13 protein-coding genes and 1 pseudogene are annotated in these 21,820 nt (G+C 72.0%); 2 read left to right on the plus strand and 12 right to left on the minus strand.

All coding sequences use genetic code 11. The features are described 5' to 3' along the window. Positions 1–17 precede the first annotated feature (17 nt). The 6 genes and pseudogenes from ACIRP2_RS21375 to ACIRP2_RS21400 form a co-directional block, all read right to left on the minus strand. Positions 18–1,391: a VWA domain-containing protein gene (locus ACIRP2_RS21375; protein ID WP_404252477.1), complete on the minus strand. Its 1,374-nt coding sequence runs from the start codon at positions 1,389–1,391 to the stop codon at positions 18–20. Continuing rightward, positions 1,388–2,812, minus strand: coding sequence for a hypothetical protein (locus ACIRP2_RS21380; protein WP_404252899.1), 1,425 nt, complete (start codon positions 2,810–2,812; stop codon positions 1,388–1,390). The genes ACIRP2_RS21375 and ACIRP2_RS21380 overlap by 4 nt, the downstream gene beginning before the upstream one ends. Next, a complete protein-coding gene (locus tag ACIRP2_RS21385; RefSeq protein ID WP_404252479.1) occupies positions 2,782–3,303 on the minus strand; it encodes a hypothetical protein in 522 nt (173 codons plus the stop codon). The genes ACIRP2_RS21380 and ACIRP2_RS21385 overlap by 31 nt, the downstream gene beginning before the upstream one ends. Before the next feature lie 747 nt (positions 3,304–4,050). After that, a pseudogene (locus ACIRP2_RS21390) lies at positions 4,051–4,575 on the minus strand (carboxylesterase family protein); the annotation flags it as partial. Between the two features lie 133 nt (positions 4,576–4,708). After that, complete coding sequence (locus ACIRP2_RS21395) at positions 4,709–9,319, minus strand: cation-translocating P-type ATPase (RefSeq protein WP_404252481.1); 4,611 nt, start codon at positions 9,317–9,319, stop codon at positions 4,709–4,711. 103 nt (positions 9,320–9,422) lie between these two features. Further along, a complete protein-coding gene (locus ACIRP2_RS21400) occupies positions 9,423–10,025 on the minus strand; it encodes a hypothetical protein (RefSeq protein ID WP_404252483.1) in 603 nt (200 codons plus the stop codon). A gap of 458 nt (positions 10,026–10,483) precedes the next feature. Here ACIRP2_RS21400 and ACIRP2_RS21405 point away from each other — a divergent pair, with 458 nt between their 5' ends. Then, positions 10,484–10,750, plus strand: coding sequence for a hypothetical protein (locus ACIRP2_RS21405; RefSeq protein WP_404252485.1), 267 nt, complete (start codon positions 10,484–10,486; stop codon positions 10,748–10,750). Between the two features lie 380 nt (positions 10,751–11,130). On the opposite strand, the gene ACIRP2_RS21410 is transcribed toward ACIRP2_RS21405, so the two are convergent. Further along, entirely contained in the window at positions 11,131–12,093 is a 963-nt protein-coding gene (locus tag ACIRP2_RS21410) for a helix-turn-helix domain-containing protein (RefSeq protein ID WP_404252487.1), read from the minus strand. A gap of 91 nt (positions 12,094–12,184) precedes the next feature. Here ACIRP2_RS21410 and ACIRP2_RS21415 point away from each other — a divergent pair, with 91 nt between their 5' ends. Beyond that, entirely contained in the window at positions 12,185–16,411 is a 4,227-nt protein-coding gene (locus ACIRP2_RS21415) for a S8 family serine peptidase (protein ID WP_404252489.1), read from the plus strand. 401 nt (positions 16,412–16,812) lie between these two features. Here ACIRP2_RS21415 and ACIRP2_RS21420 read toward each other — a convergent pair whose 3' ends face one another. The 5 genes from ACIRP2_RS21420 to ACIRP2_RS21440 all read right to left on the minus strand — a co-directional run bounded on the left by ACIRP2_RS21420 (position 16,813) and on the right by ACIRP2_RS21440 (position 21,813). After that, on the minus strand, positions 16,813–17,397 hold the full coding sequence (locus tag ACIRP2_RS21420; RefSeq protein ID WP_404252491.1) for an RBBP9/YdeN family alpha/beta hydrolase: 585 nt from the start codon (positions 17,395–17,397) through the stop codon (positions 16,813–16,815). Next, positions 17,394–18,725: an MFS transporter gene (locus tag ACIRP2_RS21425; protein WP_404252493.1), complete on the minus strand. Its 1,332-nt coding sequence runs from the start codon at positions 18,723–18,725 to the stop codon at positions 17,394–17,396. Before ACIRP2_RS21425 ends, ACIRP2_RS21420 begins: the two co-directional genes overlap by 4 nt. A 30-nt stretch (positions 18,726–18,755) precedes the next feature. Continuing rightward, positions 18,756–19,673 carry a TauD/TfdA dioxygenase family protein gene (locus tag ACIRP2_RS21430; protein ID WP_404252495.1) on the minus strand — a complete coding sequence of 306 codons (918 nt, stop codon included), beginning with the start codon at positions 19,671–19,673 and terminating at the stop codon, positions 18,756–18,758. 39 nt (positions 19,674–19,712) lie between these two features. Further along, positions 19,713–20,684 carry a quinone oxidoreductase family protein gene (locus ACIRP2_RS21435; protein WP_404252497.1) on the minus strand — a complete coding sequence of 324 codons (972 nt, stop codon included), beginning with the start codon at positions 20,682–20,684 and terminating at the stop codon, positions 19,713–19,715. A 70-nt stretch (positions 20,685–20,754) separates the two neighbouring features. Next, positions 20,755–21,813: a 3-keto-5-aminohexanoate cleavage protein gene (locus ACIRP2_RS21440; protein ID WP_404252499.1), complete on the minus strand. Its 1,059-nt coding sequence runs from the start codon at positions 21,811–21,813 to the stop codon at positions 20,755–20,757. Between the last annotated feature and the right edge of the window lie 7 nt (positions 21,814–21,820).

Raw genomic sequence — 21,820 nt, forward strand, 5'->3', positions numbered from 1 at the left:
CCGAGCCGTGGGTCGTCTCAGGTGAGGAACGTCTTGAGTTCGTGCACGAGCTTGTTGATGTGGCCGGAGACCACCGGGGTGCCGAGCGCCTTGAACCGTTCGCGGAACCAGGGGTTGACCTCCTGTCGTCCGGAGCTGGTCACTGAGCCGACGGGGATGAATCTCACCCCGGACCGGTGCACCGCCTCGATGCCCTCGAACAGCGGCTGGGAACGGTCGAACTCGTAGAAGTCCGAGATCCACACCATGACGGTGTTCTTCGGTTCGGCGATCTTCGGCCGGGCCATGGCCATGGCCACCGGTCCGTCGTTGCCGCCGCCGAGATTGGTGCGCAGCAGCACGTCGAACGGATCGTGCACCCAGGGGGTGAGATCGATCGCGCGGGTGTCGTACGCGATGAGGTGCACGTCCACCTTCGGCAGCCCGGCGAAGATCGAGGCCAGGATGGTGCAGTTGACCATGGAGTCGACCATGGAGCCCGACTGGTCGACGACGACGATCAGCCGCTGCGGCGTGGTCCGCCGGACGGTGTGCCGGTAGTAGAGGCGGTCGACGTAGAGCCGCTCCTCCTGCGGGCTCCAGTTGGTGAGGTTCTTCCAGATGGTGCGGTCGAGGTCGAGGTTCCGGAAGACTCGCTTGGGCGGGACCGAACGGTCCAGTTCACCGACCGTGGCCTTCTCCACCTGCGTGCGCAGCACCTCGGCGACCTGGTCCACGTACCGCCGGATGAGGGACTTGGCGTTGGCCAGTGCCACACCGGAGAGGTTTCCCTTGTCGCGCAGCAATTGCTCGATCAGGGACATGCTCGGGGTGAGCCGGGCGGCCAGTGCCGGGTCGGCCAGAACCTCGCGCAGGTGCATGCGGTGCACCAGGTCGGCCTCGATGGCGCCGAGTTCGGGTCCCAGGTCTTTGCCGCCGATGCCCGTCCCGGCCGATCGTTCGCCGGGTGGGCAGCCCAGCTCGCGTTCGAGTCGGCTCGCGTCGGACTGCCAGCGTGCCAGCTGACCGGCGCTGACCGTGCCGGATCCGGTGGCGAAGACGTTGAGCAGCAGCTTCGACGCGAGCGCGGCCCGCCGCACCTCGGCGGCACGGTCGCGCACACCGTCCGCTTCGGGCTCCGGGGTCATCAAGCCTTCGAACTCGTCGGCCAGCTCCGGGTGGCGCTGGACGACGGAGTCGACGGCCGTGCCCGGGTCCAGCAGTGCGGACGGCAGGCCGATGTCCTCCACGACGGCGAGGCTCGCCGCTTCCAGCGCGCTCTGCTCCTCGTGGTCGAAGAGCCGGGCCAGGAGCCGCCAGTACAGGACCTGGCGGCGGTTGTCGTCGGGGGCCGGCCCGGCGGGCGGCGGGGCAGCGGAACCGGGGCCGCTCCCAGGGATGTGACCGGTCATTTCCGCAGCAGCCTTCCGGCGCGTTCACGCAGGACGGCGACGGAGTCGGTGGCCGCCTTCTCGGCCCGTGCTCCGGCCTTGTCGGTGGTGCCGCCGGCCCACGCGCCCGCGTGGACGGCGACGGTCTTCTTCCGCACGGTCGTCTCGACGGCCACCGGCTGGAGGACGAACTCCCCGGCGTCCCAGCGCAGCAGTCCCACGCATGCGCCGGACGCGGCGACGGCCTCCGGTGTGAGCGGGCCCGCGGCCGGTGCCCGGTCGGTGTCGACGGCCAGCCAGTGGCCGGCGAGGCCGAACGCCAACGGCCCGCCGTCCTCCTGCTCGGCCGCGTACCCCTCCAGCAGGACGGGTACGGCGATCCGGGCCGGATGGCGGTCCAGCGGGGCGGTGACGGGCTCGATCGCGGTGGAGAGGATCACCCGGGCCGTCGCGAACGGGTCGGCGGCCTCGCCCGCGCGGGCCCGCTCGTCGTCCCAGACGAGGTCTCCCTCGGGGGTGAGGGGCATGGCGTCGAGCTCCATGGAACGGCCCTCGCCCACGGCGGCGAGAAGCGACATGCGCGGGCGGAGCAGCTGCCACAACCCGGCACCGACGACGGTGTCGGGCTTGGGCGCGGACACCGAGGCCCGCACCAGGCGCGGTGCCGTGCCGTCGGCGGGCTCGAACACCGCGTGGACCTGGGCCAGCACGGCGGTCGCGTGTTCCTGCATGTCGACGCCGAGCGGCAGCAGGCGGCCGGTCGCGGGGGACGTGGCGGGTGTGCGGGCGGCGCCCGCCAGGGTCAGGAGCAGCGCACGCGACCACAGGTCGGCCCAGCGGCGCTCCGGAACGCGCTCCAGGGCGGCCCCCGGGCAGGACGCGGCGAGTTCGGCGGCGAAGCCGTCGAACAGTGTCGCCTGCCGCCGCAGCAACGGGTCGGACAGCATCGCGGAGACCACGGGCGCGGCAGCGGCGATCAGTTCGTGGTCGATACCGTGCCAGCCCGCGCGAGCGAGGTCGCACAGCCAGGCGCGGGCGGCGGCGAGCACGTTCGCGGCGTGCTCCTCCCCGTCGGCGGCGGGAGCCGTCTCCTCGGCGCGCGGCCGCCCGGTGACGTCTCCGACGCGGGCCGTCAGCGCGTCGTGGACGGAGCCCATGAGGGCGGTGCGGGCGGCGGCGAGCACGACGAAGTGGTCCTCGGCGGCGGCACCGGCCGCGGCCTTCTCGGCCGCCTCGACGACCCGCGAGGCCAGCGGAGTTCCCGAGACGGCGTCCGCGATCGCGGTCAGGCCCGCGACCTGCGTGGGCTGCGGGCGGAGGAGCCCGTCGACGAGTACACCGTCGAAGGCGTTCACGGCCGCGAGTGCCTCGTCGAGCCCGTCGACGGGGTCGAAGAGCAGATCCGTACGCATCAGGCCACCGCCCTCGTCGGCGGGAACCAGTGCATCTCGGGCAACGGTGCGGTGACGGGCTCCAGTTCGAGGTAGGCCAGGTGCCGCAGGAACCGGCTGAAGACCGGGGCGGCGGCCGAAGTGTCGCCCTGCGCGGGGCGCGTGGCGGTCATCATCGAGACGAGCCCGGGGCCGTCGAGCTCCCCGTCGGACGTCTCCGCCTTCAGATACCGGGCGACCCGCCCGGCGCCGTACTGGAGGACGGCCTCGCCGACGAGCGCGCGGATGTGGTTGCAGAAGGTGCCGCGCGCGCCGCCGCAGGGACGGTTGTTGTTGGTGCTGCACGCGAACGCGTATGTTCCGGCCGCGATCGAGGACACGTACACACGTCCTATGTCGGACCCGCTGGACACCACGCCCTGCAGCCGCCCGTCAGCCAGCTCCACGAACGGCACCTTGGCAAGCTTCCGCGGGCGCGCGGGCGCTACCACCCGCACCGTGCTCGCCCTCTCCCAGACCGTCAACACATCTCTCCCATGCATGCCAAAAAAGGGGGGTGTTCGCGCCGTCGCGGCGGAACATGAACGAACCTATCTCCGCCCACTGACAACGGCTTCGGGCGCAGCACGGCGATGCCCGGCGACACCCCACGTACGGGCAGCTCGGAGTCCCTGCCGAGGCGACCGCTCCGGCGGCCGACCGGCCCGTGCCGGGCGGTCTCGCGCGCGGTGCCCGCCCGTCCGGCAGATGGGGCGTGATCTGCCGTACAGGGGGCGGCAGATCCTCCTGCCGAAGCGGGAGCGCTCAGCCGGATCCGAGCCCCGCCCACCATTCACCGGGCCGGTGCAAGATCAGCGAAGCTTCGCGCGGCCGTCCCCCTTCTGGGGGCCGTTGCCGGCGACGACCGGGCAGCACGTCGGCGTCGAGTGGTGCTCGGGGCGGGACCGGCTCGTGCTCATGGACTTCGATCCGGCCGTGGTGGGGGTCGTTTCCCGACAAAGCCGCCGCAGTTCCAACCGCCGATGCGGATCCAGGTCCACCGTCGACGCTGTTCGCCGCTCCACACCGGCCGAGCAGGAGAGTGCCGACCGACTCTCCTCACGGCACTCTGTCGCCTTACACCGGCTCCGGCGCCGATCCTGTGACGAGGCGGGGCTGAGAGACATGGCATCGAGATCGTTGTGACGGAGCATGTGGCTGTGCTGATCCCCTCGGCGCCTGTGAACCAGACTTCCGGTTCAGGGCCGGAGGGGAGAGAAGTCCGCGTCGCGCCACAGGGCACGGGCCGCACCACCGAAGGCGGCGATGTTCTCGCCCACCCACTGCAACGCGGCGATCTGATCGAGCAGGCCCCAATTCTCCGGGCAGGGCGGCTCGGCGCCGGGCGGAACGTGACCGAAGCCTTCAAAGCCAAGCCGGTAGTTGAAGGTCACCATCACCAGCCCGGCACCGGCCAGGGCGGTGCCGTCGAAGTCGGGCTGCGCCGAAGAGCCGAAGGTGTAGGCACCACCGTGGATCCAGACGAGAACCGGCGACGGCCCGTTGTCGGATGCCGGAGTCCAGACGTTGAGCGTGAGGATGTCCTCGTCGCCCGGCGACCAGAACGGCGCTCCGGGAAGCCGCGCGGAATGCGGGGCCACCGGGCCGAAGTCCTGGCACTCACGCACACCCTGCCACGGCTGGACCGGACGCGGCTCTCTGAAGCGGTTGGCCCCGAAGGGCGGGGCAGCACAGGGAACACCGAGGAACGACACGATGTCGCGGGCCGTTCGACGGCCTCTGACCAAGCCGTCCTTCGTTGTGCGGACATCCACGGGCTTCCCCCACCACACGGGCCATGGTCGGCTGCTCGCGGCGACATCCATTCGAGCATTCCGTCGAACACGGCTCCCAGCCTGCCGGGGAGGCGGAGACGCCGGCCGGGCGACTGCGGTACGTGGACAGCCCTCAGTGGACGAACCGCACCACGGGACGCACCCGCGAGGCGAGGTCGGACAGCAGCCGGTCGGCGTGCGGCAGCACGCGGGGCCCGCAGGCGGCCGCGCCGACGGCGACGGCCACACCGGTCCACGCCAGCGGTCCCAGAGGCGTACACCCGAAGAAGTGGCTGACGCCCGGCGTCTGGACGAGAGCAACGAGTACGACGGCCGTGCCGAGGACGGTGACCAGCACCAGCGGGCTGTGGCGGCGTCCGACGACGGTCTGGGTGAGCTGGGCGCCGACCACACCGCACAGGGCCATCGTGCTGGTACGCCGGACCGAGCCCGGGGTGAGAGCGCCGAGCAGCCATGCGGCGGTCGCCCCGACTCCGGTGATCAGGCCGCGATGAAGGATCTGGCGGGTCAGCGGAGGACCGAGGACGGCGAGGCCCACGGGGGCGTCGAGCACTGCGGTGGATTCTCCGGCGGGTTCCGGATCGTGAGGGGTGACCGCGACCGCCATCGCGGGGAACATGTCGGTGAGCAGATTGACCAGCAGCAGCTGACGCGTCGACAGCGGCGACGTACCGGACAGCAGAGTGCCGAGCACGGAGAAGCCGACCTCGCCGGCGTTCCCGCCGAGCAGGATGCTGATCGCGTCGGCCACGCTGCGCCACAGGGCACGGCCCTCGCCGATGGCATCGATGAGAACCGAAAGCTCGTCGTTGGTGATCACGAGGTCGGCGGCGTTGCGCGCGGCGGCCGACCCCCGCGCCGCGATGCCGACCCCGACGTCGGCGGCGCGGATGGCGGCGGCATCGTTGGCGCCGTCCCCGACCATGCCCACGACGCGTCCCGCTTCCCGGAGAGCCTCGACCACCTGCAGCTTCTGCTCCGGCGCGACGCGAGCCACGACGCCGCAGTCCCGGAGCAGACGCGCTCGCCCCGCTCGGTCGAGCGTGGCCAGTTCGTCGCCGGTGACGACCGTCACGTCGGACGGCCAGCCCAGGGCCACCGCCACGGAACGCGCCGTCTCCGGGTGGTCGCCGGTGAGCATGACGGGTCGTACGCCGACGTCGCCGAGGCCGGCCACGAGCGGGGCCGAACTGGCACGAGGACGGTCGGCGAGCGCCACGAACCCGACGAGTTCCAGCGGTTCGAGCGGCTTGTCCAGTGCCTCGGCCGCTTCCTCCGCCGCGAGGCGGCGCCGTGCGACGGCCAGCAGCCGCAGGCCCCGAGCGGCCAGGGCGCGCGCCCTGTCGACGGTTGCCGGATCCGCGTCGGGACAGCACGACAGCATGACCTCGGGAGCCCCCTTGACGACCAGGGTGTCCCCGCCGTCCGCGTCCCTTCCGACGGCGGCCGCGTAGCCCCGGCTCGCCTCGAAGGGCTGGGCCCGCACCACGGTCCACCCGGTCTCGCGCGGGGCAGCCGCCAGGACGGCCTCGTCGGTGGCGTGGGCGTGGACGCCCGGCTGCTCGGCGACGCGCGGGCAGGCCCGGGCGGCGATACGAAGGATCTGTTCCGCTTCGGGGCCGGACGCCGGGTGCTCGGCGCCGGTGGCGGTGACCAGACGGACGACCCGCAACCGGTTCTCGGTGAGGGTCCCGGTCTTGTCGAAGCACATGGTGTCCACGCGTCCCAGGGCCTCCAGGCTGCGCGGCGTGCGGACCAGTACGCCCAGCCCGCTGAGCCGCCGTGCCGCGGCCATCTGCGCCACCGTCGCCACCAGGGGCATGCCTTCGGGGACGGCGGCCACAGCGACCGCCAGCCCGCCCTGGAGCGCGGTGCGCACCGGGCGGCCGCGCAGCAGGGACAGACCCGCCACCGCGGCGCCGCCGGCGAGGGTGAGGGGCAGCGCCCGGCGGGTCAGCTCGTGCAGCCGCGCCTGGACCCCCGCCGAGGCGGGGACCCGGGCGGCGAGGGACGCCGCGCGGCCGGCCTCGGTCTGGTCGCCGGTGCCCACCACCACGGCGCGGGCGCGCCCGGCCACCACCGTGGTGCCTTCGAACACCATGGAGCTGCGGTCCGCGACGGATGCCTCCGCCACGGGGGCCACCTGTTTGTGCGCGGGCAGCGACTCGCCGGTCAACGAGGACTCGTCGACCTCGAAGCCGCTGACCTCCAGCAGGCGTGCGTCGGCCGGCACGACGTCGTTGGTGCGCAGCTCGATCACCTCGCCGGGTGCCAGCCGTCCGGCCTCGACGACGGACGGCTCGTCCGCCGACACGTCGGACAGGCGCCGGGCCGTGCGCCGTTGCCCGGTGGCGAGTTCGGCCAGCGCCCTCTCCGCGCGCAGCCGCTGCACTCCGCCGACCAGGGCGTTCCCCGAGACGGCTCCGACGACGAGGAACGCGTCCACCACGGACCCCAGCAGCGCGGACGCGGTGGCACCGATCAGCAGGACGGGGGTGAACGGGTCGTCGAGTTCGGCCCAGGTGGCGCCCGCCAGGCGGGCGCCGACCCGGACCGGCGCGAGGACCGGGTGAGTGGCTGCGGCGTTCAGTGCGTGGCCGGCGCGCCCCCGCACCACCGCCCACGCGGTGGGCGCGGCCCGCGGTGCCCTCGCCAGCCGGGCCATGACCTCCTCCGGGTGCAGAGCGTGCCACGGCACCCGCGGCCCGGGGTGCGGGGGCGCGCCGGAGGAGGCGCCCAGCGCGCCGCACCAGCCGGACACCAGAGCCGCGGCGGTGGCGATGCTGACCGGACTGATCCGCAGTTCGAGCGGGAACGGGACCGGCTGGGTCCGCGCCCCCCGGGTGAGCACCAGGAGTTCGGAGAGCGTGGCACCGGCCTCGGCGAGGAACTTGGCCCGACGCCCGGCCGCCCGGGCCGCGGGCACGGCGGACAGCAACCGCCACGCACCCTCCAGACCGCGCAGGGGCAGCACGTCCGCGCCCCAGACGACGGCGCCGCGCTCGTCGGCGACGGCCACCGCGATGTCGCTGCCGAGCAGCCCTTCGAGCACGTCGCGGGCCACGTCGGTCGGCGCCCCGTCCGCCGCCCTCCGGTCGGCCGGCACGCGCGCCAAGGTCAGGACCGTCCGCCCGTCGTTCCGCAGGCCGGCCACGACCTCGGTCAACGGAACCCCGGAGGGGACGAGTTGGTCGGCCAGGGCCCCGAACTCTCCGAGCGAGTGGTCGTCCGGTACGACGACGTGCAGGCCGGCTCGGCGCGCCGCGTCCAGCACGGCCTCGGCCATCGGGTCGAGCTCCCGGCCGACCAGGACCGTACCGACATCGGTACCGCGCACCGACGCGATCATCAGGCCCGTGTCGGGCGGTCCGGCGTCCGAGGTCGCCCCGTCGGGTACCGGCCGCAGACCGATTCCCGGCTTCCCGGTCCGGGACGCCACCGCCCCGTCCCCGGGCGTGCTCAGCGCCGCGGTGGCCTCACGCCACAGCCGGCGGTGATCCCACCCGGCCCTGCTGGGATGGACCTCCAGCACGGTGCGCCGGGTGCTGCGCAGCGCTCCGGGATGCAGGACGACGGTGTCCACGAGTTCCAGCCGGCGCAGCCGCTCAGGGCTGCGGACCAGCACGTCCTCGCGTGCCAGGACACTGCCGAGCGCAGCGGTGAAGGCAGCCGGGCCGTAGCGCGCGGCCTTGGGCGAACCCGCGAGGACCGTCTCCGCCGCGCCGTCGAGGCTGCGGGTGAACAGGAGTGCGGTGACCGCCCCGCCCAGCATTCCGTTGATCGCGGCGTCGGCGTAGTCCTCGCCGGGACACGAACGCAGCGGCGGACGCACGGTGTCGTCTCCGCCCACCGTGGGCCTGCCCGGGACGCACAGCGTGTCGTGCACCGCGTCGAACGCCGCGAGTTGGGCAACGGACTCCGTCAACTGGGCGATCCGCAGAACCGCGTCGAGCAGCAGCGGGCTCGGGGACTGCCCGATCCCGCAGGCGGCCGCGTGGGCCGCGGCAAGCACCAGGTCGGCCGTGTCCGGACCCAGTGCGCGGCTCAGCACCGCCCGTACCCGGGAGTCCTCCCGCATCACGACGGCCGCGGCCACGACGATCTCCGGCACGGTCCCCAAAAAGGCCGCCCTCGCCACGAGGGCCGTGGCGACGCCCGCCGCATCGCAGACCACGGCGATGGCATTGGCACGCACGCCCCCGGCTGCGCCCGGGTGCGTGTGCTCCAGCGCCTGGTCGTCGACGCGCACCAGCCCGTGCCGGGCGGCGATTTCGGACACCCGGTCCACCAACTGCTCACCGACCGCGCCCTCGGTGGTCTTCACGACCAGCCGTTCCAGGCCGCTGTCCCAGTAGGCGACCAGCACATCGGGATGTTCGGCCAGCTCGACGGCCACCTTCTCGCAAACGGTTCCGACCTCCTCCAGGGCCGGCTCCCTCGCCTCCGGATGCCGCCGCAGCGCGAGGTGCATACGGGACCCGGCACGCCAGTGACCGGTCCGAGGGGTCATGGCGTTGCGGGCGACCCTGCCGACCCGCAATGCGGTCGCCGATACCGCCGCCGCGCCGCTCACGACGCCACGCGCACCGCTGCTCACGAGTTCGGCGGCCATCCGCGCCGTGCCGGTGGCCGGCGGGGCGACCCGGCGTGCGGCCCCGACGGGGGCCGCCAGGGCGTTCTGAAGGACCACGGCGGGCAGCCCGGTCACTGAGCGGAGCAGCATGTCTCACCTTCGCGGGCGTGCCGCACGCAACGGACGGTCGTCGGAGCGGTCGAGCGGGCGGTGGTCGCGGTGTTGGGTCGTCGCAGCGGGCGGAGGAACGGCGTCAGGGCTTCTTCCGCCCACCCGCCCTGGTGCGTGAGGTTTCGGCCGCGGCGCTCTTGGCGGTCCGCCCGGACGTGCGGGCCTTGGCCGTGCTCGTGGCGCTCGCGGACTTGGGAGCGCGGGTCTTCGTTGTCCCTGAACTCGCTTTGCCAGGACGGGACTTGGCCTTGTCGGGACGGGACTTCGCCTTGCCGGCAGGGGACTTCGCCTTGCGGGTGGCAGTCGACGCCTTCACCGACTTGGCGGTGTGCTTCTTCGGCGCCCCCTCGGTACGGGCCGCGCCGGCCGTCCGGACCTCCGCGGCGTCCTTGGGGCGCTGCTGCGTAAGCCACACGGCGGCGGCGCCCGCTGCGGCGACCGGCCACTCGACCACACCGACCACGCCGAGCAGTCCGGCACCGGCGTACGCCGCGACCCGCCGCGCGTGGGGCGAGACGATCCCGACGGAGTCCAGCACACCGTCGACGAACTCCTTCGCCCGGTCGGCACCGGGAACCTTCTCCACCGCCGTCGTCACCATCTGCACGGGGTGCGACAGCGTCTCCTGAACGGGATGCCGCGCCTTCGTGTCTCCTGAGCCGTCCGCATGGGCACTGCCAGTCATGGTCGATCTCCCTCCGTAGGACAGGCGAGGCATGCAGCGAGGCCGTGACATAGCTCACCTTTTCGACAACCTTGACCAGGTCGGATCATTTCGGCAACTCTGGAGAGGTCCGCATGCGCTGGATGGCGGAGTCGGCGGTGCGTCCGCCGCCCCGCCCGTTTCTCTCCGCCGGACGAGTCCGGGGAGACGCCCGACCGGTGTTTCGGCTTCCGGACATGTGCGCGTGTCCCGGCCGTGAGGAGGTGACGACATGAGCGCCCGGTCCAGTCCCGACCCGTACTCCAGAAAGCCGACCCTCACCACCATCACCCCCCACACCTGCCCTCCGGCCTGACCGCAGTCCCCCGCTCACGCCGGACGGCCCGCGCCGCGTTCCTCCGCCGGGCCGTCCCGCTGTACGCGAATGGCGACGGCGTCCGGCCGCAGGTGCCGAGCCCCACTCCCGCAAAGGCCGACTCATGCGCATCGAACTCACCTGGCCGCGCCCGGGTGCCGACGACCGGACCCTGACCCTCGTACTCCCCGGCCCGCCCACCCGACTGTGCGCGCCTCCCACCGCTCTGCTCCGGGCCGTCGTGCGTGCGGAGCCCGTGGTCCTGGCCGCGGCCGTCGCCGTCGGCGCAGGTCCGCTCACCCGGGCCGCACTGCCGTACGCCCTGCGGTTCGCCCGGCAGGCGCTCGACACCGGCGAGACCGACCACCGCCCCGGGCCCGGCACCCCGTGAACCCCTTGCCGGCTCGACCGCCCATGGCCCCCGATGTTCCGGGGGATCGCCACAGAGGTGGAGCGGCGACGCCGGGCCGGGGGACGTCCGCCGCGCGCACGCGTACCGCCCGGGAGGGCGTGGTGAGCGGCGTGGCGGCGTCACACGAGCCGAGCCACGACCGCTGGACGTGATCGAAGCCGTCGCGGGCACACGTCGACCCCGGACGCAGGACCTCTCATGACCGGCCCTCTCGTTCCCTCTCGGCACTGCGGTCGAAGAAGCCGTCCCCGGACGGGGGCGGCCCGGCGGCCGCCTTCCTGCGTGAATTGTGCAGGCATGGAGCGCCCGCCGAGACCACATCCACCCACCGCCGCCCCACCCGCTGTCGGTGTGCACCCTCACAACCAGCCGCGGCGGGCCGCGATCACTCCGGCCTGGAAGCGGTTGGCCGCGCCGAGAAGGTCGTGCAGGCGGCTGATGCGGCGGCGCATGGTGCGGACGGACCAGCCGAGCTGACGGGCTATCGCCTCGTCCTTGAGGCCGCTGACCAGGAGGGTGAGCACGAGCCGGTCCTCCTCGCCGAGGGGGTCCTCGGCGGGGGCGTTCAGGGGCAGGGCCTGCTTCCAGCACATTTCCCAGTAGCCGGTGAGGGCATCGAGCAGGGTGGACGGGCGGATGACCGCGGCGCGGACGTCGTCGAGGTCGAGGGAGAGCGGCATCACGGCGAGCCTGCGGTCGGCGATGGCGAGTTTGATGCCCAGGCCGGGCAGGACGCGGGCCTGTTCGCCCTGCCGGACCAGCTCGCGGATGTCGTCGAGGACGCCCGGCCATTCCAGGGCCTCGGGGGCGTAGACCGCGCGGTACCGTACGCCGCGGCAGAGCGCCGTCGCCTCCACCGGGTTGGAGGTCGTCAGGGCGTACGGCGGCCGGTCCAGGGTCATCACGTCCTCGTGGGCCTCCTGCTGAAGACGGACGAACCAGCGGCCGAGCGCCTCGCTGCCGGTGGTGATCTCCACCTCGTCCTCACAGGTCGCGCCGGTGCGCGCGGCGGCGAACAGCCGGGACAGCTCGTCGGCCGCCGAACGGACCCGCTGCAGCTCATCGCTTCTGGCCCGCACCAACGCCTCGACGGCGGCGCCCGGCTCGATCGCGGCGTACCGGCGGCGGGAGCCGGCGAGCCGACCGACCAGCCCGTGGTCGCGGAGCCGGTCCAGCGCCCTGGCGACGCGCACGGCGGAACAGTCGAGATCTGCGGTGAGTTCGGCAGGCGCCGCCGTCCGCCGGGTCAGAACGGCGCGGTAGACGCTCTCGTCGAACGGATCGATGCCTGCCGCCGTGAGTTGCGGTGTCTCGGGAGTCATGGACGGATGGTGGCCCAGTTGTGCCAGCGACAGCAATGGGCCACGGAGATCAGTTGTGCGGCAAGTGCCTTCACCACTAGGACCTTTACGCATGGCAATGAAGTCACGAAGATCGCGTCACGCCGCCCTCGCCGCCGTTGTTCTCGCCGGCACGTTGGCGGCGACACCGGGTGCCGCCAACGCGTCCGCACCCGACCCGTCGCAACGAGTGCTCGTCGAACTGACCGGCAACCCGGCGGTCACCGCCGCGCCCGGTGGATCGCTGCTGTCCGCCGAGGCCGCCCGCGGCGTCGGCGCCGCCCGCCGCGCGCTCGACGCGCGGCAGGAGACGTTCCTCGGCTCCGCGAGGAGCGCCGGACTGCACCCTTCGGCAACCCGTAAGCTGAGTCTGCTCATCGATGCCGTGGCCATGACGGTGCCCGCGTCCGAGGTCGGGCGGCTGTCCTCGCTGCCGGGGGTCACCGCCGTCCGCCCCGACACCCGGGTGCTGACGAAGACGGACGCGAGCGTGCCGCTGATCGGCGCACCCGGCGTCTGGCAGCGCAAGGACCCGGCCGGAAACCGCGTCACCGGCAAGGGGACCACCGTCGCGATCCTGGACAGCGGTGTGGACTACACCCACCCCGACCTGGGCGGCGGACTCGGCAAGGGACGCAAGGTCGTCGGCGGGCACGACTTCGTCAACGGTGACGAGGACCCGATGGACGACAACGGCCACGGCACCCACGTCGCCGGCATCGTCGCGGGCAAGGCGGCTGAGAAGGGCGGCGTCACCGGCGTGGCTCCCGGCGCAAATCTGCTGGCCTACAAGGTGATGGACGCCGACGGCTCCGGCTACACGTCGGACATCATCGCCGGAATCGAGGCCGCCTCCGATCCGGCCAACCCGCACCGCGCCGATGTCATCAACATGAGCCTCGGCGGCCCCGGCGACGGCACCGACCCGCTGGGCCGCGCCGCGACCGCGGCCGTGCGAGCCGGTGTCGTCGTGGTGGCAGCGGCCGGCAACGACGGGCCGGGCGCGGGTACGGTCAGCAGCCCCGGCACGGCCGACGGTGTGCTCTCGGTCGGCGCGTCGACGAGCGATCTGCGGCTGCCCACTGCCTATCTGGTCGGCCGGAAACCGGAGTTGATCCAGAGCTACCGCGGCATCCTGTCCGCGAACCCGCCGAAGGGCCCGGTCACGGCGCCGCTCGTCGATGTCGGCGAGGGCACTCCCGAGGACTGGAAGCGGGTCGGCGACGTACGCGGAAAGATCGTACGGGCGCAGATGCTCGTCGCCTCCGACACCCAGTACCTGACGGCGAGCGCCGTGGAGTGGGCGAAGGAGGCGGAGAAGCGCGGCGCCATCGCCGTGCTGGGCGGGCTGCCTTCCAACGACGGCCCGGTGTTCGCCGCTGCGCCGGGCGGGATCCGGCCACCGGAAGTGACCCCCGAGCCGGGAGTGACCGAGGTGCCGTCGTCGCCCGCGCGGATCGACGCCTCCGGCGACTCGCTGCGCATGGACCACCTGGTGGTCATGGGCATCGACTCGACCCAGTACACGGAGTTGAGTGCCCGACTCGCGGCCGGGAAGGTCTCGGTGACGCTGCGCGGCACCGACACCACCGACCGGATCGCCTCGTTCTCCTCGCGTGGTCCCGCACAGGACTTCGGATTGAAGCCCGATCTGGTCGCACCGGGCGTGGAGATACGCTCCACCGTGCCCAAGGCACTGTACGGGCCCGGCCAGTACCGCATGTCGGGCACCTCGATGGCGACCCCGCACGTCGCCGGCGCGGCGGCTCTGCTGCGCCAGCTGCACCCCGGCCGGACGCCCGCCGAGATCAAGGCCGAGCTGATCGGCACCGCGAAGCCGCTGAGCGGCACGGGGCCCACCACGCGGGGCGCGGGCCGGCTCGATGTGGCGGCTGCCGCCTCGGCCACGGTCAGCGCCTCACCGGCCTCGGTGTCGTTCGGACTCGCCGATCTGTCCGGGCGTCAGGTCGGCGGCACCGCGAAGGTGACGCTGCACAACCCCGGCACGCGGCCGGTCACCACCTCGCTGCGGACCGACGGTCCGGCCGAGGTCTGGCCGAGGCGGGTCACCGTACCGGCCGGGAGGACCGCGACCGTCACGGTCTCGCTGCGCGTCGCCCGGCCCGCCGCCGACACCGAGATCGGCGGCCGTCTCACGGCGACCCCCGACCGGGGAACGGCGATCAACGTGCCCTACCTGCTCGCCGTCCGGCATCTGGCCGTCCAGGCCGCACCCGACCCGAGCGACGGTCGCTCGACCGTGCACATCGCTCCGCCGACCCGGCTGGCCGCACCGCCGGTCGTCACCGTCACCCCGCCTCGCGGCAAGGCCGTCGACGTCACTTCCACGCTCGATCCCGCCAGCGGCTACTACCGGGCCGAGGTGACCGGCAGCGTGGCCGGCGCCTACCGGGTCTCCGTGCACGGCACCGCCGGCACCGGGCAGCGGCTCACCGGCGCCGGCGCCTTCGAGGTCACCCCCGTCGACAGCCGCGGGGACCGCTGGGAGCCGGTCGGCCCCAACAGCGAGGCCGGTTCGGTCGCCCTCTCGCCGACTCGGCCGAAGCAGGCCGTCCTCACCCAGTACCAGAAGGCGGCTCCCTGGCTGACCACCGACAACGGTGCCTCCTGGCGCCAGTTGGGCCGACTGCCCGTCGCGGACGGCACGGGTCCGCTCGTGGTGGACACGAAGAATCCGGACCGCTGGTGGTACGCCGTGAACAGCGTTCACGACGGCAGCCGCCGGGGCGCCGTCCTGCGCACCGATGACAACGGGCGGACCTGGCGCACGCTCGACGTCCCGGACACCCGCATCGCGGCGCTCGCCGCCGACGAACGGACCCGCACCCTGGTCGCGATCACCTCGGGCGCCCTGCTGGTCAGCACGGACGCGGGTGACCACTGGACGACGTATCCGACCGGTGTGAACGGAGCCGTCACTGCCGCCGCAATCACCGGTGACACCCTCTACATGACGACGTACAGCGGTGTCTGGGCCCGCTCCGGCATCGGCTCGGGCAACCCCGGCGAGGCACGCCCGCTCTTCGAGCCGTCCGGCGGGATCGTCGGCGGGCCGGCCGCCGACGCCTCGGTCGTGGCGGTGTATGTCCCGGGTCGGGGAGTTGTCGGTTCCCGTGACGGCGGGGGGACCTGGACCACTTTGCTGTCCATGCCGGAGGGCGGCCTGCGCCTGACCATCTCGGGTGACGACCTGCACCTGAGCACGCTGTCCGGCAGCGGCCGTCTCAGCCGCGATCACGGTCGGACATGGAGCACGGTCCCGGCGCCGTCGCGCGCAGCGGTACCGATGGACTACGACCGTTGGGCCGACGGTTCCGTCACCGTCTCCATGGAGCAGGACGGTCTGTATCGGGGTGCCGCGGACGGCACCGGATACCGGCGGATCGGCGTCCAGGGACTGACCGTCAACGATCTCGCGGTCAGTGACGGCCATCTGCTCGCCGCCACCGACAGCGCGGTCTACCGCACCGCCCTCCCCGTCGCGAGCCCGGAGTGGGGCCGGTCGGGCGGCGAGGGCATGAGGGGCGTCACCGTCCCGCAACTTGCCGTGTCGGCCAAGGATCCGAAGGTGATCTGGAAGGTGCGGCGCACCGCGTTCGGCTCGTTCACCGTCGAGCGCAGCCGCGACGGCGGCGCCACCTGGGAGCAGAGGGGCAGCTCGGCGGAGGTGCCGACGGCGCTCCTGGTCCACCCCGCAGACCCGAACCGGGTCATGGTCAGCTTCCAGAGCCTTCTGGGCCAGGGGCTGTTCGCCACCAATGACGGCGGCGCGACGTGGAAGAACCTCTACCACGAGCGCTCCTTCGGCACCATCGCGGGAGACCCCGCACATCCGTTGCGTCTGTGGCTCGGCAACACCGCCGGCCTCTACCGGTCCGACGACGGCGGGGTGACCGTCACCAAGGTCGCCGACGGCCCGGTGACCGCGATCGACCTCGACGGACGGCGCCTGGTCATCGGCGGCGAGAGCGTCCGCGTCAGCACCGACGGCGGCCGGACCTTCCGCACGGCGGACACCGGCGCCCTGGCGATCCATGTCTCCGACCTGCTCCGGGTCGAGGACACGCTCTACGCGGCCACCACCAGGTCCGGGGCCAGCGGCCTCCTGCAGGGCGGCCGCGGCGTACTTCGCAGTACCGACCACGGCCTGAGCTGGCACAACATCTCCACCGGCCTGCAGAACACCGACACCACCAAGCTGGCCGCGAGCCCTGATGCCCGCACGCTCTACGTCGGCACCGTCGACGGCGGCGTGCACCGTCTCGACCTGCGCCACTGATCACCATGGATCGGGTGCCCGGACGGAACCTCCGTCCGGGCGCCCGATCCGTGCGTCGACGCGGTCGGTGGGTCAGCGCAACGACCACGACGGCCGGGCCTTCGGCGCGGGTGCGTCGGGCCCTTCGGCCTCGGAGGTGACGCCGGGCACCGCGCGCGTCATCGCCGCTGTGACCAGATCCTCGGCGAGCTGCGGGACAACCCCTGCGGCAGGTCGGTTTCGGTGCTCATCAACGCCTCCGGGGCGGGGGCGTACGAGTGGGGACCGACGCGCAGAGGTCGGCCAGGTGAAGCGCCTACGAGAGACAGTGACGTGTCTGCGACGAGGCGGGCTCGGCGGCACACGGTTCCCTCCTGCCCGGCGCCGGGCAGGAGGAAGCCGTGAGGCAAGGCCGCCGCCGGTCAGGCGGACGTATCGGACGAGACCCGGCCCAGCTCCCGGAGGAACTCCTCAGCCCGGGGCCATGCGCCGTAGCCGGAGGCAGGGTTGAGGTGTCCGACCGGGCCCAGGTCCACAAGGCGGCTCCCCCACGCCCGGGCGAGATCGGCGACGTGATCGACATCGGCCAGGGGGTCGTTCGTGCTCGCCGCGACGATGCTGGGGAAGGGCAGGGGTGTCCGCGGCGTCGGCGTCCACCCGTTTTCGCGCAGCACCTCCGGGGTGGGAAAGCCGTCCGGCAGCGGGGTGACGAAGTCGGGTGGCGTGGCCAGCAGCGCCCCCTCGACCGGACGCCGGTGCCGTTGCGCCCATTGCACGGTGGTCATCACCCCTGCGCTGTGGGCGACCAGGAGGACGGGGCCGGCGATGTCCGACAGCACCTCGTCCAGTGCGGCAACCTGGGCATCGCGGCTCAGCCTGTCCTTCTCCAGCGGGGGTACGGTTCGGGCGTCGGCGATCTTGTCGGCGAGGACCGTCTGCCAGTGGTCCGGCACGTGATCGCGCAGTCCGGGGACGATGACGACCGTCGGCTGTGCACCAGGACTCATGACTGCAACTCCGGGATCCTGAGCGCCGAATCGGGGAGCAGCCCCAGGCGGCGCAGGTCATTTTCGTAGGAGCACCTGCCGATGGTGAAGGCCACACCGCCCGCGAGCGCGACGAGCGGGATCACCCGCAGCGCGCCGAGCAGGCCCAGGTGGTCCGCGAGCATGCCTGTCACCGCGGGCCCGGGAGCCAGACCGAGCAGGCTGTTGGCCAGAGTGAGGGTGGCGAAAGCCGTCGCCGCAATGGCGGCGGGGGTCAGATCGGCCACCATGGCGGCCGCCGGACCGGCGGTGCCGCCGGCCACCAGGGTCCCGGCCGCGACCAGCACGAGCTGCGGCAGGCCGACGGGCAGGTGGAATCCCGCCATCAACAGCACGAACGATCCGAGGGAGCAGACGATCGCAACGATCCACTTCCGGGCCGCGGCCTTCCGGCTGAGGCGGTCCGCGACGATCCCGCAGAGGATCATGCCGATGCCACTGATCAGTGCGAAGACCCCGGCGGCCAGGCCGGCCTTGGCAGGAGCCATGTCGTAGTACCGGTTGAGGAAACTGGGTATCCACGCGAGCAGGGCCATCGCGATGAACATCTGCAGCCCGCTGCCGATGTAGGCGCAGATCACGGAGACCGAGGAGAACAGCCGCGGCAGCTGGGTACGGATGGGGGCGCGTGCGCCGGACACGGCACTGTTGCGCATGGACGCCGGGCCCAGCCTCTCCTCGGTGACCACGAGGCAGTAGATCGCGGCCAGGACCAGTCCGAGGATTCCCATCGCTCCGAACGCCCAGCGCCAGCCGTGTTCCTGGGCGATCACACCGCCGACCGACACACCCAGCACGGATCCGAACGACCCCCCCGCCATGAAGGCTCCGGAGAGTGTGGCCCGCAGACCGACGGGGAACACGCTGAGAACCACCGCGATGCCGACGCTCCCGTAGGCCGCCTCTCCGACGCCCACCATGAACCGGCCCAGGAACATCTGGCCGTAGCTCGCGGAGACGGCGCATCCCAGAGTCGCCAGGCTCCATGCCGTCGCAGCGATGACCAAGATCCTGACCCGGCCCCAGCGATCCGCCACAAGCGAGAGGGGGAAGGTGAGCACTCCGACCATCAGGGCCACGATGCCGCTGAGAGAGCCCAACTCGGCATCGGAGAGCAGCCACTCCGCCTTCAGCAGGGGAAAGACCGCGTTGAGGACCTGTCGCGACATGTAGTCGGACAGCAGAAGCCCGAAACCGAGGGCGAACACCAGCCAGGCATAGCTACGGGATACAGCCGGTGCGGCGGGAGACGTCCCCGGCACCGTCGTGCCGACAGTGTGCAGTCCCATGGGCATCACCTTTTCGTCTCTCGTCGGGACTCAGAAAGGTTTGTCGCCGACGATCCCCGCGCGCTCCATCTTGCGTACGGAGGGCCAGTAGTCCTGGACGGCGTAGTGCTGGGTGGAGCGGTTGTCCCAGATGGCGACGCTGTTCTTCTGCCAGCGCCAGCGCACCTGGTACTCGGGGACGGCCGCCTGGCTGATCAGGTAGTTCAGGAGACCGGCCGCTCCGGGCGCGTAGTCCTGGCCGAAGCGCACGTTCTCCGGTGTGTGGTAATTGACGAAGTGCGTGGTGAAGGCGTTGACGAAGAGAATCTGCTCGCCGGTCTCCGGATGGGCACGCACCACCGGGTGCTCCGGGTCCGGGAAGCGGGCCTTCAACTCGTGGCGCTGGTCCGTCGGCATCACGGCACCGAAGGTTGCCTCGATGCTGTGCCGTGCGCGCAGGCCCGCGATCTGCTTCTTGATGTGCTCAGGAAGCCTGCGACAGGCCTCGGCCATGTTGACCCAGATCGTGTCACCGCCCACCTCCGGTGTTTCCACGCAGCGCAGCACGGCGCCCATGGGCGGGCACGCGCGCCAAGTCGCGTCGCAGTGGAGCGCGTTCTCGTAGTGCTCGGGTTTGCTGTCCAGATCCTTGTAGATACGGACCAGCCCCGGGTGGTCGGGGTCGCTGCCGGCCACCGGATGGTCCTCCAGTGGGCCGAAGCGCCCGGCGAAGGCGATGTGTTCGGCGCGCGTGATGTCCTGGTCACGCAGGAACAGGACCTTGTACTGCAGCAGCAGCGCCTTGATGTCGGCGAACAGATCGCCGTCGCGCGCGGCGTCGCCGAGGTTCACACCGGACAGTTCGGCGCCGATGGTGCAGGTCAGCGGCTCGACCTTGATCGAGGTACGGAGGACACCCGGACACACCGGAGCGGGCGTGTCTTCCTTCGGGCGGACGGTCTCGGGCATGTGCACACTCCTGGGGGTCACGTGCGGGGCACGGCGGGGTCAGAGGACGAAGACGGAGGATCCCGTGGTCCGTCCCGCTTCCAGTTCACGATGGGCCTGTACCGCGTCCTGAAGGGCGTAGCGCTGGTTGGTCTCGATTCTGATGCGACCGGCCGCGACGTGCCCGAACAGCTCCCCGGCCAGCGCGTCCCGCTCCGTCGGCTCGGCGATGTAGTCGGCCAGCGCGGGGCGGGTCACGAACAGCGAGCCATGGACGGCCAGTTGCATCGCGTCGAGTGGTGGGACCCCGGAGGACGTGCCGAAACACACCAACAGGCCGCGGCGTCGCAGCGAGGCCATGGATCCGGCGACGGTGTCCTTGCCGATACTGTCGAAGACGACCGGGACACCCTTGCCGTCGGTCAGTTCACGCACCCGCTCGGCCACGTTCTCGCGCCGGTAATAGATGATGTGCTCGCATCCGTGGGCGCGGGCGACTTCGGCCTTCTCCTCGCTGGAGACCGTGCCGATCACCGTGATGCCGAGCAGCTTCGCCCACTGGGAGAAGATCAGACCGACGCCGCCGGCCGCTGCGTGGAGCAGCACGGTATCGCCGGAATCGAGCGGATGGATCCGCCGCAGCAGGTACGCCGAGGTGAGTCCGCGCATGGTCATCGCTGCGGCGGTCTCGCAGCCGATCTCGTCCGGCAGCTTGATCAGTGGATCCGCGGGCATGATCCGCTCCGTGCTGTAGGCACCCAGCGGACTGCCGGTGTAGGTCACACGATCGCCCTCGGCGACATGCGACACACCCTCGCCCACGGCCTCGATCACGCCCGAGGCCTCCACGCCGAGCCCCGCGGGCAGCGGAGCCGGGTACAGGCCCGTGCGGAAATAGGTGTCGGCGAAGTTGAGTCCCACGGCGACGTGCCGGATCCGTACCTCGCCCGGACCCGGGTCGCCGACGACGACCTGTTCCCATCGCATGACGTCGGGGCCACCGGTTTCGTGGAATCGAATGGCGTGTACCAAGGCGTGCTCCGTTGCTCGCGTGCGGGGCGGCGGCGGGGCAGGGAGCCGGGCCGCCGCCGGTGGGGTCGAGTCAGCTCTCGAGGTCGCGCAGCATGGAACCGCGCCGGCCGGGGCGGCGGTTGGGCACCATGCCGAGTCGGGCCAGGGTCTCGTCGGCGTCCGAGTACCAATCGCCGATCCTGTAGATCTTCTTCGCCTCCTGCCCGGTGGCTATCTCACGCCCGAGCGCATGGGCGATCTCGACCATCTGCTCGACCTGCTCCACCGAGGACATCCGCTCGCCCTTGTTCCGCCACAGGTTGTCCTCGTTGCCCACCCGCACGTGCGTCCCGAGAGCGATGCCGATCGCGTTCATGGGCGCGACCGCCCGCATGGATGCCTCGATGGTGAGCACCGCGCCGTCCGGGACACGGCGGATGAACTCGATCAGGTCGGCCGGATGCCGGCCGGCGAACCCGCCGCCGATGGCAACGTAGTTGAGGACCAGTGGCCCGCGGTGGATGCCCTTGCGGATCAGCCGCTCCACGGTCTCCAGCTGCGCCGTGTTGGCCAGTTGGAAGTGCGGCTGGATACCGTTGGCACGGAGCCGTTCGAGATGTTCGAGGTAGAAGTCCGGTCCCGCCTCGACCACCATGTCCCGATAGGCCTTGTAGTAAGCCGACTTGGCGATCGAAGTGCCCTCGATGTCCTCGTCGTCGAAGAGCTCGACGATGTTCATCTGGTTGGTATTGATCGCGATCGTCACCTGGTCGGGCCTGGGTGTGATCTCGGCCAGCATGTGGCGGGTGTCGTAGCTGAGCCACTTGGCGTCACCGCCCTCGTCCTCGGGGGCGAAGGAGATCGAGCCGCCGATCTGCAGGACCATGTCCGGCACGGCCTCGCGCAAGCGGGCCATCAGCTCGTTGAACATGGAGATGCGCTTGGATCCGTGGCCGTCGAGCTCGCGCACGTGGATGTGCAGCACCGTGGCACCGGCGTTGTAGCAGTCGACGGCCGCCTGCACGTGCTCGTCCATGGTGAGCGGCAGGTCGTCGGCGTCACCGGGCAACCACTCCGGCCCGTAGGGCGCGGCCTGGATGACCAGCCTCTCCTGGTTCTCCGGGTACAGGGAGTCGTCGAAGAAGTGCATGGTCCAT

The sequence above is a fragment of the Streptomyces sp. NPDC101194 genome, from assembly GCF_044767885.1.
In the GTDB taxonomy this organism is placed as follows: Bacteria; Actinomycetota; Actinomycetes; order Streptomycetales; family Streptomycetaceae; genus Streptomyces.